Source organism: Rhizobium sp. NFACC06-2 (assembly GCF_900101425.1).
In the GTDB taxonomy this organism is placed as follows: Bacteria; Pseudomonadota; Alphaproteobacteria; order Rhizobiales; family Rhizobiaceae; genus Agrobacterium; species Agrobacterium leguminum.
On record NZ_FMVA01000004.1, the window covers coordinates 158,046 to 171,292 of the forward strand.

The following is a 13,247-nucleotide window of genomic DNA, read 5'->3' on the forward strand; positions in this document are numbered from 1 at the left end:
GCGGATTAACGAAGGTACTGCAGCGGAACCAGAACGATGTCCGGGAAAATCACCAGCAGTGCCAGAACGATGGTTTCGGCAACGAGGAACGGCCAGACACCGATCGTGACCTTGCCGAGCGGGATGCGGCCGACGCCGCTGACGACGTTGAGAACCACGCCGACCGGCGGGGTGATCAGGCCGATGGCGTTGTTGATGATGAAGAGAACGCCGAAGTAGACCGGATCAATGCCCGCCTGTTTGACGATAGGCATCAGGACAGGCGTCAGGATCAGGATGGTCGGCGTCAGGTCGAGCGCGGTGCCGACGATGAAAACCAGAACCATCATGGCGGCCATCAGCAGCATCGGGCGATCGATGAGCGGCTCGATGTAGCCAGCCACTTCGTTTGGAATGTTTGCTGCTGTGATGAGCCATGCCGAGACGAGCGCTGCGCACACCAGGAACATGATGATCGAGGTGCTTTTGGCGGCGCGCAGCAGAACGTGGAACAGGTCCGCAGGTTTCAGCTCGCGATAGATGACCATGCCGACGAAGAGGGCATAAGCGGCAGCGACGACGGCGGCTTCCGTCGGCGTCATGATGCCGGCCTTGATACCGCCCAGAATGATGACCGGCATGCCGAGCGCCCAGCCGGCACGCGCTGTAACGAGCAGACGTTCCTTGCCAGAGGTTTTGGGCAAAGGCTGTACGTTGTCCTTACGAACCACAATCAGCCAAGCGATGATAAGCGATGCGCCCATCAGTATGCCGGGAACGATACCAGCGAGGAAGAGCTGGGTGATAGAGACGTTGGCGGCGACACCGAAAACGATGAAGGCCATGGATGGCGGGATGACCGGGGCGATGATGCCGCCTGCGGCGATGAGGCCACCGGAGCGCGGAATGTTGTAACCGGCCTTGGCCATCATCGGGATGAGAATTGCGGCAAGAGCTGCGGTATCGGCAGCGGCGGAACCGGAAATGCTGGCCATGATGATGGCCGCGACAATCGCCACAACGCCGAGGCCGCCACGGATATGACCGACGAGTGCGATTGCAAAGTCGATGATGCGGCGGGACAGACCGCCGGAATTCATCAGTTCGCCGGCCAGAATGAAGAAGGGGATGGCAAGCAGCGTGAAGGTGTCCGCACCCGAAATCATGTTCTGGGCGATGATCGCGGTGTTGAACATGCCCATGTACCACATGAGCACGACGCCGCAGAACATCAGCGAGAACGCGACGGGGACGCCAATCGCCATGGCTCCCAGGAGAGAGCCGACAAAAACGAGAAGTGTCATGGTCTCAGCGCTCCGAAAGCTGTTCGATCGTCAGGTTTTCGCCCGCGAACTGGGCGATTTCGTCTTCTGTCACGCGGCCTGTCAAGTAGCGGTACAGGCGCTCCAGTGCGATGATGAACATCAGGCCGCCGGTGAACATGCCGACGCCATAGACCCAGATCATCGAAAGCTTGGTGACGGGCGCATGCATGCTGGCATTGATGCCGGACTGCTTCCAGGTTCCCCAGAAGAAGATGGCGGAACAGGCCAGGATGATGATGTTCGACACGATCATGCAGACGATGCGGGCGCGACGGGACAGGAACATCACGAGCGTTTCGATGCCCATGTGGCTGTTCTCACGGAAGGTCAGTACGGCGCCGATGAAGGTCAGCCACACGAAGAAATAACGCGACAGTTCTTCCGAGACGTTGATGCCGGAGTTCATCGTATAACGCATGACGACGTTGACGAAGACCATGATCGACATGCCGGCGAGCAGCAGGACGAGAATGATTTCGAGAATCCGGTAAAAGAGATTGATGGTCTTTTGCATTTTCCCCTCCCGAAGAAATATCTAGAGCAGCCCTCGTTTCGCCAGGTTGCGCATCAGGGCCGCGGTGCCGAATGTCCATTCCGGGCATTCGTCGGTCGTGGTGACCCAGTTGATCAGCTTACCGAGCTTGGGCGTGGAGATTTCGACCCGGTCACCCTTTGAATGGGTGAAACCGAGGCCTGGGCCATGGCGATCCTTCACCGGCGCGAACATCGTGCCAAGGAAAAAGACGGCGCCGTCAGGATATTGATGGTTACGGTTCAAGAGCTGCGAAGCGAGGTTTTCCGGCGTGCGGCTGATCGCCTCCATGGGGCTGACGCCCGTCATGGTGAAACCGTCTTCGCCCTCGACCAGAAGCGATATCTGCGACTTCTTCACATCTTCAATGGTAAAGTTGCCGTCAAACAGGCGGATGAAAGGACCGATGGCGCAGGAAGCGTTGTTGTCCTTCGCCTTGCTGAGCAGGAGTGCAGAGCGGCCTTCAAAGTCGCGCAGGTTGACGTCGTTGCCGAGCGTTGCGCCAACGATTCGGCCGTCGGAGGTGATGGCAAGCACCACTTCCGGTTCCGGGTTGTTCCATTGCGATTTCGGGTGAACGCCGATCAGCGCGCCGCAACCGACGGAAGCCATGGCCTGCGCCTTGGAGAATATCTCCGCATCCGGGCCGATGCCCACTTCCAGATATTGCGACCAGAGACCCATTTCCTGAAGCAGTTTCTTCACTTCGGCGGCTTTTTCGGAGCCGGCCTCAAGTCCCTTGAGGTTGTCACCGAGAACCGGAGCCAGCCTTCCGCGAATTTCCTGCGCGCGAAGCGGATCGCCCTTGGCCTGCTCTTCGATCACGCGTTCCAGCATGCTGTCGGCGAAGGTGACGCCGGCGGCCTTGACTGCCTGAATGTCGTTGGGGGCAAGGAGTTCGCCGGCGGAACCATCCAGAAAAGATTCCAGTGCGCCGAGTGCGACGAAAGTGCCGGTGTCGGCCAGCCGCTCCACCAGATCGGTCTTCTCCAGAAGTTCGGACATGGTGGGGGAAATCGAAGTGAGGTCATAAAGCACGCCGCCCTTCAGCAGGACGGGGCAGGGGCCGCCTTCGCTTTTCGACCAGACGCGGCCGACGAGCAGCGCGTTTTCGAAATCTTCAGGCAAAATTGCGGTAGCGTCGATGGACCTTGTACCGGTCATGTAGTCCTCCCCTTCAGCACCCGACAGGCCGCCTCCTGCGGTCTTATTGTCTGGATGTCTGACAACTTAATCCCATTCTTCTTAGTATGACTTTTGCTATGAGTCTAGCGGCCTTGCCGACAAAATTATCGTGTTTCGCGCCTCAATTCCCGTAAAGCCGTAAACCTGTCCTATAGCTTTACCGGCATGCACATTGCTGCTCAGAAGATATCCAGTTCGAGATTGACCCGGCTGGCTGCGCCGATCAGATGCTTGCGCATGGCGTTCTTGGCGGCAGTGGCATCGGCCTTCTCGACGGCTTCGTAGATTGCCACATGTTCGGCAATCGTCACCTCAAGAATTTCACCAAAAACCGCACGCGAAAAAGCAATATTGATGGCGGAGCTGATGCGTTCTGCGATGAAGCCGAGGAACATCAGGAAATATTCGTTCTCAGTCGCTTCCGCCAGAATGCGGTGGAAGTCGAGATCGGCGGCAACGCCTTCCGTCGACCAGTCATCGGCGGTTTTCATCTTTTCCAAAGCTGCCGCCAGCCGCGTCAGCTGCTGCGGGCTGCGGTGCAGTGCGGCCAGCCCCGCCGCCTCTATTTCCAGCGGCATGCGAAGCTGGAAAAGATCGCGGAAATTTTCCGGGTCGTTCAACCGCGACCGCTCGATGCGGATGGACAGTCTTTGCCGGGGATCGGTGACGAATGCGCCCACGCCCTGCCGGGTTTCGACAAAGCCTTCGTTGCGCAGTTGTGCAATCGCTTCGCGGATGACCGAACGGCTGACCCCGAAGGTTTTTGCCAGAACATGTTCGGTCGGCAGCCTGTCACCCGGTCCGAGCTTCGAATCATTGATTTCGCGCGCAATCTCCGCGGCGATCCGGCCGGGCAGATGGTCGTTGCGATGTATCTGATTGAACTCCAGCGTCATGGTTGCTCCCGTTCCACAGAAACGTTTGGTTCGTTTTCCCGCGACAGGCGACTTCCTCCTTCGCCGTCAGCGGGGTTTTCAAAGGCGGCGTTTTCAGCCGCCTTTGCCGTTCCTCGATTAGCTATCCGGTTGCAGGCTTATCTGGCAACCGGGATTCATCCGCAAATCAGGGTCGAAGGTATTTTTCAGGCCGGTGATCATCCGGCGCTGCACATCGGATAGCCGGCTTTCGAAATCGGAGCGTTTCAGGCGGCCGATGCCGTGCTCGGCGCTGATGCTGCCGACGTAACGGTCGAGGACCTCGTTAACGAGTGTCTTGGACTTGTAGATGAACGCTTCGCGCTCTTGTGGCGTCGAACCGTTCGGCGGCAGCACGTTGAGGTGGACGTTGCCGTCTCCGACATGGCCATAAGAAACCGCCAGGCATTCCGGCAGTTTTTCCGCAAGTTCCGCCTCGGCTTCAGCCACGAAGGCTGCGAGTTTCGACAAAGGTACGGAAATATCGGTACGCATATGCGCGCCGCGCAGCGCCTGTCCCTCGTTCATGCCTTCGCGGAACAGCCAGAGCGATTGGGCCTGTGCCCGTGAAGAGGCGATCACGCCGTCCAGCACCAGCCCGTCTTCCATCACGCCCTCAAGGAAGCGTCCCATCAGGTCGGCGGTATCCACCAGGCCGGAGCCTGAGATTTCCATCAGCACATAGGCCGGATAATCGCCGGCAATCGGCATCTTCAGATCGGGAATAGCCTCGATCGCCAGAGTGAAGGCGACCGGCGGCATGAATTCGAAGGCGGACATGAGATCGCAGCATTCGCGGCGGGCGCGGCGGTAAAGCTTGATGGCATCATCAAGCGAATTGAGGCCAAGCAGGGCCGTCTCGACATGTTCGGGGTTAGGGTAAAGCTTGACGGCAACGGCGGTGATGATGCCGAGCGTTCCTTCCGCGCCGATGAAAAGCTGCTTCAGATCGATGCCACGATTGTCCTTGCGCAGGGTCGACAGCCCGTTCCAGATGGTACCATCCGGCAGCACCACTTCGAGACCCAGCACCAGTTCGCGGGTCATGCCGTAGCGCAGGACGTTGATGCCACCGGCATTGGTGGAGACGTTGCCGCCGATGCGGCAGCTGCCCTGCGCGCCGAGCGACAGCGGGAAGAACATGCCCTTGTCCTCAACCGCATCCTTGAATTCCGAGAGAATGCAACCGGCTTCCACGACGGCGGAAAAATCGTCGCTATCTATGGTGCGGATAGCATTCATGCGCTCGAGGCTCAATACGACCTGATGCTTGGGGGCATCGGGAATGCCGCCGAGCACCAGTCCGGTGTTGCCGCCTTGGGGGATGATGGCGAGGCCGAGTTCCGCGCAGGCGCGAACCGTGTCGGAGACTTCCTTGGTCGACCGGGGACGGATGACGGCCACGGCAGAGCTGGTGACATCGCCGTGCCAGTCACGGCAATAGCGCAGCATGTCTTCCTGCGATGTCAGCAGCAAAGCCTCGCCGAGCCTGTTCTTCAACGAGAACCGCAATTCCTCGATATCGGTTTCGCTCACGATCGTCATTCCACCCTCTCCGTCCAATCCGCCCTAAACTTCCAGACAGGGCTTTCTCGCCCTTGCTTTTGCCGGTTTGTGAAAAAATACTATTTTCAATCCGATCATATAAGGTTATCAGACAACCTTACAAGCTAATTTATCGGTCGACTGGCCGATGATGTTTTTTCGGTCCCGGGAGAATGGCCGGGACAAAGAGGAGGAAGACATGCATATCGCAATCATCGGCGCCGCAGGCATGGTTGGCCGCAAGCTGACTCAGCGTCTCGTCAAGGACGGATCGCTGGGCGGCAAGCCAATCGACAAGTTCACGCTTATCGACGTGTTCCAGCCCGAAGCGCCCGCCGGGTTTTCCGGTGAGGTCGATGCGCGTGCCGCCGATCTCTCCGCGCCGGGTGAGGCCGAAAAGCTGGTTGAAGCCCGCCCCGATGCCATTTTTCACCTCGCCGCCATCGTCTCCGGTGAAGCCGAGCTCGATTTTGACAAGGGCTACCGCATCAATCTCGACGGTACGCGTTATCTCTTCGACGCCATCCGCATTGCCAACGGCAAGGACGGCTACAAGCCGCGCGTGGTCTTCACCTCGTCGATCGCCGTCTTCGGTGCGCCGCTCCCCTATCCGATCCCGGACGAGTTCCATACCACGCCGCTGACCAGCTACGGTACGCAAAAGGCGATCTGCGAATTGCTGCTATCCGATTACAGCCGTCGCGGTTTCTTCGACGGCATCGGCATTCGCCTGCCGACCATCTGCATTCGTCCCGGCAAGCCGAATGCGGCTGCTTCCGGCTTCTTCTCCAATATCCTGCGCGAGCCGCTGGTCGGCCAGGAAGCGGTTCTGCCGGTGCCGGAAAGCATTCGCCACTGGCACGCTTCGCCGCGTTCCGCCGTCGGTTTCCTGATCCATGGCGCAACGATCGATGTTGAAAAGGTCGGACCGCGCCGCAATCTGTCGATGCCCGGTCTCAGCGCCACCGTCGGCGAGCAGATCGACGCGCTGCGCAAGGTCGCGGGCGAAAAGGCCGTCGCCCTCATTCGCCGCGAGCCGAACGAGATGATCATGCGCATGTGCGAAGGCTGGGCCCCCGGTTTCGAAGCCAGGCGCGCCCGCGAACTGGGCTTTACGGCTGAAAGCTCCTTCGAAGAGATCATTCAGGTTCATATCGAGGACGAACTGGGAGGTTCACTGAAATGAGTGTTGGCGGGGAGGAGAAGAAGCGGTCGGTTGCCTTTATCGGCACAGGCCTGATGGGCGGGCCGATGGCCCGGCGTCTGCTGGGCGCTGGCTTTTCGGTGACCGTCTGGAACCGCAGCGTCGATAAGGCCGGGGCTCTTGTGGCCGATGGCGCGGTCGTCGCGGCATCGCCGGCGGAGGCCGCCAAAGGCGCCGATATCGTCATCACCATGCTGAGCGACGGCAAGGCTGTGGGCGAGGTGCTGTTTGCGGCCGGAGTGGCCGAGGCGCTGAAAAAGGGTGCGGTCGTCATCGATAGCAGCTCAATTGCGCCGCCGATTGCGCGGGAACATTCCTCCCGACTTCAAGCGCTCGGCATTCATCATGTCGACGCGCCGGTTTCCGGCGGTGTACCGGGCGCGACGGCCGGTACGCTCGCCATCATGGCCGGTGGTGACGAGGCGCTGATCTCGGGTCTTGCGGATGTCTTTGTGCCGATGGGCCGCCTCACCTATGTCGGCCCATCGGGTGCGGGTCAGCTCTGCAAGCTCGCCAACCAGCAGATCGTCGCCATTACGATCGGCGCGGTTGCCGAGGCGATGATGCTGGTGGAAGCGGGCGGTGCGTCCCGTGAAGGTTTCCGCAACGCCATACGTGGCGGTTTTGCCGAAAGCCGGATCCTGGAACTGCATGGCGAACGGATGGTGAAGCGCAATTTCGTGCCGGGCGGTCCGTCCAAGTTCCAGCTCAAGGATCTGAACGGCGTGCTGGCGACGGCCAAGGATCTCGCTCTCACCCTGCCGCTCACCCAGCAAGTCACGCGGGAATTCGATGATTTCGTCGGTGACGGCGGGGCCGATATCGATCATAGCGGTATCCTGCTTTACCTCGAAAAACTGAACAACCGGGAACAGGGCTGAAGCGATCTCATGAGCGACGACAAGACACCGATGCGCCGTTTGCGGTCGCAGGACTGGTTCGATAATCCCGACCATCTCGACATGACGGCGCTCTATCTGGAGCGTTTCATGAATTACGGCGTGACGCCGGAAGAACTGCGCTCCGGCAAGCCGGTCATCGGCATCGCCCAGAGCGGCAGCGACCTGACGCCCTGCAACCGCGTCCATGTGGAATTGGTCAAGCGGGTGCGCGACGGCATCCGTGATGCGGGTGGCATTCCCATCGAGTTTCCGACCCATCCGATGTTCGAAAACTGCAAGCGCCCGACGGCGGCGCTTGACCGCAATCTTGCCTATCTCAGCCTCGTGGAAGTGCTTTACGGTTATCCGCTCGATGGCGTCGTTCTGACCACGGGCTGCGACAAGACCACGCCTTCAGCGCTGATGGCGGCAAGCACGGTCGATATTCCGGCCATTGTCCTTTCCGGCGGACCGATGCTCGACGGCTATCATGACGGCGATCTGGTCGGCTCCGGCACGGTCATCTGGCGGATGCGCCGCAAATACGGCGCTGGCGAAATCACCCGCGAGGAGTTTTTGCAGGCGGCGCTCGAATCCGCTCCTTCCGTCGGGCATTGCAACACCATGGGTACGGCTTCGACCATGAACGCCATGGCGGAGGCGCTCGGCATGTCGCTGACAGGTTGTGGTGCGATACCGGCCGCTTACCGTGAACGTGGCCAGATGGCCTATCGTACCGGTCGCCGCGCCGTCGAACTGGTTGTCGAGAACATCAAGCCTTCCGACATCATGACGCGCGCGGCGTTCCTGAACGCTATCCGCGTCAATTCTGCAATCGGCGGTTCGACCAACGCCCAACCGCATCTGGCCGCGATGGCCAAACATGCGGGCGTTGAACTTCGCGAGGAGGACTGGCAGGTCCACGGTTACGACATTCCGCTGCTGGCCAACGTTCAGCCGGCCGGCAAATGGCTGGGGGAGAAATATCACCGCGCTGGCGGCACGCCCGCCATCATGTGGGAGCTTCTGCAGGCCGGCAAGCTCGATGGAAACTGTCCGACCGTAACCGGCAAGACCATGGCGGAAAATCTGGAAGGTCGGGAATCGACCGACCGCGACGTGATCCTGCCCTATGACAAGCCGCTCAAGGAACGCGCCGGTTTCCTCGTTCTCAAGGGCAATCTGTTCGATTTCGCCATCATGAAGACGAGTGTGATCTCGGCGGAATTCCGCCAGCGTTATCTGAGCGAGCCGGGCCGCGAGGGCATTTTCGAGGGCAAATGCGTCGTCTTCGATGGTTCGGAAGACTATCACGCCCGCATCAACGATCCGTCCCTCGATATCGATGAGCGCACCATTCTCGTCATTCGCGGTGCGGGGCCGCTCGGCTGGCCGGGATCGGCTGAGGTCGTCAACATGCAGCCGCCGGATGCGCTGTTGAAAAAAGGCATCACCAGCCTGCCGACGATCGGCGACGGCCGGCAATCGGGAACGGCGGACAGCCCGTCTATCCTCAACGCCTCGCCGGAAAGTGCCGCAGGCGGCGGACTGGCATGGCTTCGCACGGGTGATGTGATCCGCATCGATTTCAATAGGGGTGAATGCAATGCGCTGGTGCCGGATGAGCAGCTTGCCGCCCGCAAGGCTGATGGCATTCCCGCCGTTCCCGCCGATGCGACGCCATGGCAGCGCATTTACCGCCAGTCGGTAACGCAGCTTTCGGATGGCGCGGTTCTGGAAGGGGCTACGGATTTCCGCCGGATCGCCGAAAAGATGCCCCGGCATAATCATTGAGCACATAGGACACAAATCCCCGGCCACGTCCGGGGATTTTTCTTTTCCGGGCGGTTTCGCAATTGATTGCAACCTCCTAATGTACCCGCAAATCCGCATCACAGGGGCACGACATGACAGATATTTCGATGATAGAAGCCGCGCGTGGGCGCATCGGCAACCAAGCGGTTCGCACACCGCTTCTCTCATCGCCTTTTCTGGACGAAATGGCCGGGCGGAAGCTCTTCGTAAAGGCCGAATGCCTGCAGAGAACGGGTTCCTTCAAGTTTCGCGGCGGCTGGTCGGCCGTCTCCGGCCTTCCGGCGGAGGTGCGCGCCAAGGGCGTGATCGCCTTTTCCTCCGGCAACCATGCGCAGGGCGTGGCGCTTGCCGCCCGGCTGCACAATGTGCCTGCCGTCATCATCATGCCGTCGGATGCGCCGAAGATCAAAATCGACAATACTCGGGCCTTTGGCGCGGAGGTGGTGCTCTATGACCGGGCGAACGAAGATCGCGACGCCATCGGAGATCGCATTTCTCGCGAGCGTGGGCTGACGCTGATCAGGCCCTATGACGAACCGCTGGTCATTGCCGGGCAGGGGACAGTGGGGCTGGAGATTGCCGAACAGGGCGCGGAGTTGGGCATCGGTGCGGCCGAGGTTCTGGTGCCCTGCGGTGGCGGCGGCCTCACCTCCGGCATCTCCCTGGCACTCGCCGCAAAAGCGCCGAACTACAAGGTCAGGACGTCGGAACCGGAGCGGTTCGACGATGTGGCGCGCTCCCTCGCTGCGGGTAAGATCGAGCGTAACGCCACGACCTCGGGCTCGATTTGCGACGCGATCGTCACGCCGCAGCCCGGTAACATCACTTTCCCCATCATGGCAGCGCTCTGCGGAAAAGGCATTGCCGTGACCGAGGAGGAAGCGCTGCGGGCTATGGTTCTCGCCTTCAACCGGCTGAAGATCGTTGTCGAACCCGGTGGCGCGGTGGCGCTGGCGGCGGCGCTGTTTCATGGCGATGAACTGGAACACGAAACGGTGATTGCTGTTGCTTCCGGCGGCAATGTCGATCCGGAGATCATGGCCGGCGCGCTCTCTCGTTTCGGTTGAGGTCAGGTCTCGAGCCGTGCCGCGACCTTATCGGCAATCGCCAGCGAGGCGGTTAGGCCGGGGCTTTCTATGCCGAAAAGATTGACAAGGCCGGCAAGGCCGTGGGTTTCCGGTCCATCAATGCGGAAGTCCATGGCCGGTTCGTCCGGGCCGGAAATCTTCGGCCGGATACCGGAATAGGCCGGGATCAGCGCGTCATGAGGAAGGCCCGGCCAATAGCGCCTTATAGCGTCTCCAAAACCCTCCATGCGGCGGGGATCGACCGCATAGTCGATGGTGTCCACCCACTCCACATCCGGCCCGAAACGGGCCTGGCCGGCGAGATCGAGCGTGAGATGCACGCCGAGGCCATGGGTGTGCGGTGCTGGGTAGATCAGCCGTGAAAACGGGGACTTGCCGGCCAGCGAAAAATAGCTGCCCTTGGCGAAACGCGCCTGCGGAATAACATCCTCCGGCAATCCTTCGATCTTTCTTGCCACCATGGGTGCAACAAGCCCGGCGGAATTGACGAGCAGCCGGCATGTCAGGCTGGTGGGTTCCGTTCCGCCGACATGAACTCGGAAACCATTGCCCATCGCCTCTGCCTTTTCGAAGGGTGCGTTCAGGGCAAGAGCAGCGCCATGATCCTGCGCGTCTCCAAGCAGCGCCAGCATATAGCCGTGGCTATCGATGATACCGGTCGAGGGCGATATCAGGGCTGCGACGCAGGCAAGCGCGGGTTCGAGCAATAGCGCCTGTTGCGCATCGATTAGCTCAAGGTCGTTGCAGCCGTTAGCTTTGCCTTTTTCGCGCAGGGTGGCGAGCATGGCCGTCTCTTCATCGCTCGTGGCGACGATGAGCTTGCCGCAACGACGATGCGAAACGCCGTGGCTTTGACAGAAGGCATAGAGCCGCTCCTTGCCCTCCACGCAAAGTCGCGCCTTGAGGCTTCCGGCCGGATAATAGAGACCGGCGTGGATGACTTCGCTGTTGCGGGAGGAGGTGGCAGAGCCGAATTCCTTCCCGCTTTCGAGGATGATGACGGAGAGGCCACGCATCGCCAGTTCACGCGCTGTCGCGAGCCCTATCACCCCGGCTCCGATGATGATGGCGTCGATATCCGTCATGGTCTTTTCCGTGCCCGCCACCGGTTTTGAACGGAAATGCCCTCCACCGCGTTGATCCTGCGCAATGGGTAGATTGATGCTTGCCGGTGGGCAAGTCGCAATCGGTATTTTTCCCGATGCGCCAATCTTATGGAATTTTATCTCTACTGAAACAGTGGGGAATAAAGCTATTCTATGAGTGAAATAAGCAATGCCCGCTTTGAAGGGCCGAGCAGGAAGGGAGTGTACAATGTCTTATTCCAAGGCAGGAAAAGTAAAAGACTTTGTCTCGCAGCCCCAATCGCCGCGCAACTGGAAAGATTCGGTTCATGCGGCTCTTGTCGGCGTCTGCGTGGCTTTTGTCGCTGCCGTCATCTTCGGTCTCGTTCCCTGATCCTCCCGATTTTCTCATCAGGTAATTTGAGAATAAAAGGCCGGTCGCTCCTCCGACCGGCCTTTTTCATGCCCATTCACGCCTTCAGGTAATCTTCCGCGAGATCGACCCAGAAAGCGGTTCCGATCGGCAGGATATCGTCGTTGAAATCGAATTTCGGATGGTGCAGCGGCGGATCGTTATCCGTGCGCGCGGTGCCGAGAAAGAAATAACAGCCGGGCCGTTTCTCCAGCATATAGGCGAAGTCTTCCGCACCCATCGATGGGCGCTGCATCTCGGCTACCTTTTCAGGCCCGGCAAAACGCCGCGCGAGATCGGCGACATAATCCGTTTCCGCCTTGTGGTTGACGGTTGCATTATAACCGCGCTCGTAATCGATGGTGACGCTCATGCCGTAGCTGGCTGCCTGGCCTTCGGCTATCGCCCGGATGCGCTTTTCCAGCTCGTCGCGCACGCCCGGATCGAAGGAGCGGATGGTCAGCAGCATTTCCGCCGTTTCGGGAATGACATTGCTGGCAGCACCCGCATGGAACGCGCCAACGGTGACGACCGCCGATAATTGCGGATGGATGTTGCGTGACACCACCGTCTGCAGCGCCATTATGATGCTTGCGCCGGCAACGATGGGATCGGCCGCATCCTGCGGTTCGGCGCCGTGGCCGCCGTAACCGTTGACGGTAATCTTGCACTCGTCGACGGCGGCAAGGATCGGCCCGTCGCGCAGCACGAATTGCCCGAAGGGCACGCCGGGGTCGTTGTGAAGGGCAAAAACCGCATCGCAGGGAAAGCGTTCGAACAGCCCGTCTTCGATCATGATCCGGGCGCCGCCGAAATTCTCTTCCGCCGGCTGGAAGATCAGATGCAGGGTTCCGTCGAAATTTTTGCGCTCGGCAATGATCTTCGCCGCTCCGAGCAGCATGGCGGTGTGGCCGTCATGGCCGCAGGCATGCATCACGCCGTGATTGGCGCTCGCATAATCCGCACCGGTCTCTTCATGGATCGGCAGGGCGTCGATATCGGCGCGGATGCCGAGCGTGCGGGTGCTGTCGCCATTGCGGAGTGTGGCGACGACACCGGTTCCGGCCAGTCCCCGGTTGACCTCATAACCCATTGCCGCCAACTGTTCGGCGATAAAATCCGACGTTTTGAACTCCGAAAGGCCGATTTCAGGGTTTCGGTGCAGGTGGCGGCGAATGGCCACCACATCCGGCATATGGTTGGCAAAGGATGCGAGATTTGCGGTCTGTCTGGTCATTTTTAAAGTCCCGGGTTCGGCCGTTTTTTCCGGCGCCTTTTGCAAATGACATAGCAGCATATGCAG

Annotated in this window: 12 protein-coding genes; 5 read left to right on the forward strand and 7 right to left on the reverse strand. The window is 60.1% G+C overall.

Features of this window, described 5'->3' with window-relative positions:
• Positions 1–5: 5 nt before the first annotated feature.
• The 5 genes from F3H58_RS09610 to F3H58_RS09630 all read right to left on the reverse strand — a co-directional run bounded on the left by F3H58_RS09610 (position 6) and on the right by F3H58_RS09630 (position 5,480).
• Positions 6–1,283, reverse strand: a complete 1,278-nt coding sequence (locus tag F3H58_RS09610; protein WP_149742026.1) for a TRAP transporter large permease — start codon at positions 1,281–1,283, stop codon at positions 6–8.
• Between the two features lie 4 nt (positions 1,284–1,287).
• Positions 1,288–1,818 (reverse strand): TRAP transporter small permease, encoded by a 531-nt coding sequence (locus tag F3H58_RS09615; RefSeq protein WP_149742027.1) that lies wholly within the window; start codon positions 1,816–1,818, stop codon positions 1,288–1,290.
• A gap of 21 nt (positions 1,819–1,839) precedes the next feature.
• Positions 1,840–3,000 (reverse strand): fumarylacetoacetate hydrolase family protein, encoded by a 1,161-nt coding sequence (locus F3H58_RS09620; protein ID WP_149742028.1) that lies wholly within the window; start codon positions 2,998–3,000, stop codon positions 1,840–1,842.
• Between the two features lie 200 nt (positions 3,001–3,200).
• Entirely contained in the window at positions 3,201–3,917 is a 717-nt protein-coding gene (locus tag F3H58_RS09625) for a FadR/GntR family transcriptional regulator (RefSeq protein ID WP_003520305.1), read from the reverse strand.
• Between the two features lie 117 nt (positions 3,918–4,034).
• Positions 4,035–5,480 (reverse strand): FAD-binding oxidoreductase, encoded by a 1,446-nt coding sequence (locus tag F3H58_RS09630; protein WP_149742029.1) that lies wholly within the window; start codon positions 5,478–5,480, stop codon positions 4,035–4,037.
• Between the two features lie 199 nt (positions 5,481–5,679).
• Between F3H58_RS09630 and denD the strand changes: the two genes are divergently transcribed.
• The 4 genes from denD to F3H58_RS09650 all read left to right on the forward strand — a co-directional run bounded on the left by denD (position 5,680) and on the right by F3H58_RS09650 (position 10,447).
• Positions 5,680–6,666 carry a D-erythronate dehydrogenase gene (gene denD, locus F3H58_RS09635; protein ID WP_149742030.1) on the forward strand — a complete coding sequence of 329 codons (987 nt, stop codon included), beginning with the start codon at positions 5,680–5,682 and terminating at the stop codon, positions 6,664–6,666.
• Complete coding sequence (locus F3H58_RS09640) at positions 6,663–7,565, forward strand: NAD(P)-dependent oxidoreductase (protein ID WP_149742031.1); 903 nt, start codon at positions 6,663–6,665, stop codon at positions 7,563–7,565. Before denD ends, F3H58_RS09640 begins: the two co-directional genes overlap by 4 nt.
• A gap of 9 nt (positions 7,566–7,574) precedes the next feature.
• The gene (locus tag F3H58_RS09645) at positions 7,575–9,359 is read left to right on the forward strand and encodes an IlvD/Edd family dehydratase (protein WP_149742032.1); all 1,785 of its coding nucleotides are present in this window, start codon (positions 7,575–7,577) and stop codon (positions 9,357–9,359) included.
• A gap of 113 nt (positions 9,360–9,472) precedes the next feature.
• On the forward strand, positions 9,473–10,447 hold the full coding sequence (locus F3H58_RS09650) for a threonine ammonia-lyase (RefSeq protein ID WP_149742033.1): 975 nt from the start codon (positions 9,473–9,475) through the stop codon (positions 10,445–10,447).
• A gap of 2 nt (positions 10,448–10,449) precedes the next feature.
• Here the strand turns inward: F3H58_RS09650 and F3H58_RS09655 are convergent, their stop codons facing one another.
• Positions 10,450–11,553 carry an NAD(P)/FAD-dependent oxidoreductase gene (locus F3H58_RS09655; RefSeq protein ID WP_149742034.1) on the reverse strand — a complete coding sequence of 368 codons (1,104 nt, stop codon included), beginning with the start codon at positions 11,551–11,553 and terminating at the stop codon, positions 10,450–10,452.
• A 229-nt stretch (positions 11,554–11,782) separates the two neighbouring features.
• Here F3H58_RS09655 and F3H58_RS09660 point away from each other — a divergent pair, with 229 nt between their 5' ends.
• Entirely contained in the window at positions 11,783–11,926 is a 144-nt protein-coding gene (locus F3H58_RS09660) for a hypothetical protein (protein WP_003505150.1), read from the forward strand.
• Positions 11,927–12,002: 76 nt separating this feature from the next.
• Here the strand turns inward: F3H58_RS09660 and F3H58_RS09665 are convergent, their stop codons facing one another.
• Positions 12,003–13,181, reverse strand: coding sequence for a M20 aminoacylase family protein (locus F3H58_RS09665; protein ID WP_188128851.1), 1,179 nt, complete (start codon positions 13,179–13,181; stop codon positions 12,003–12,005).
• Positions 13,182–13,247: the final 66 nt, after the last annotated feature.

What these genes read in the sequence shown, in the direction of transcription:
- F3H58_RS09610 (WP_149742026.1), bottom strand. Translation starts at nt 1,283, where the DNA reads ATGACACTTCTCGTTTTTGTCGGCTCTCTCCTGGGAGCCATGGCGATT.
- F3H58_RS09655 (WP_149742034.1), bottom strand. Translation starts at nt 11,553, where the DNA reads ATGACGGATATCGACGCCATCATCATCGGAGCCGGGGTGATAGGGCTC.
- F3H58_RS09645 (WP_149742032.1), top strand. Translation starts at nt 7,575, where the DNA reads ATGAGCGACGACAAGACACCGATGCGCCGTTTGCGGTCGCAGGACTGG.
- F3H58_RS09615 (WP_149742027.1), bottom strand. Translation starts at nt 1,818, where the DNA reads ATGCAAAAGACCATCAATCTCTTTTACCGGATTCTCGAAATCATTCTC.
- denD (WP_149742030.1), top strand. Translation starts at nt 5,680, where the DNA reads ATGCATATCGCAATCATCGGCGCCGCAGGCATGGTTGGCCGCAAGCTG.
- F3H58_RS09625 (WP_003520305.1), bottom strand. Translation starts at nt 3,917, where the DNA reads ATGACGCTGGAGTTCAATCAGATACATCGCAACGACCATCTGCCCGGC.
- F3H58_RS09665 (WP_188128851.1), bottom strand. Translation starts at nt 13,181, where the DNA reads ATGACCAGACAGACCGCAAATCTCGCATCCTTTGCCAACCATATGCCG.
- F3H58_RS09660 (WP_003505150.1), top strand. Translation starts at nt 11,783, where the DNA reads ATGTCTTATTCCAAGGCAGGAAAAGTAAAAGACTTTGTCTCGCAGCCC.
- F3H58_RS09620 (WP_149742028.1), bottom strand. Translation starts at nt 3,000, where the DNA reads ATGACCGGTACAAGGTCCATCGACGCTACCGCAATTTTGCCTGAAGAT.
- F3H58_RS09650 (WP_149742033.1), top strand. Translation starts at nt 9,473, where the DNA reads ATGACAGATATTTCGATGATAGAAGCCGCGCGTGGGCGCATCGGCAAC.
- F3H58_RS09630 (WP_149742029.1), bottom strand. Translation starts at nt 5,480, where the DNA reads ATGACGATCGTGAGCGAAACCGATATCGAGGAATTGCGGTTCTCGTTG.
- F3H58_RS09640 (WP_149742031.1), top strand. Translation starts at nt 6,663, where the DNA reads ATGAGTGTTGGCGGGGAGGAGAAGAAGCGGTCGGTTGCCTTTATCGGC.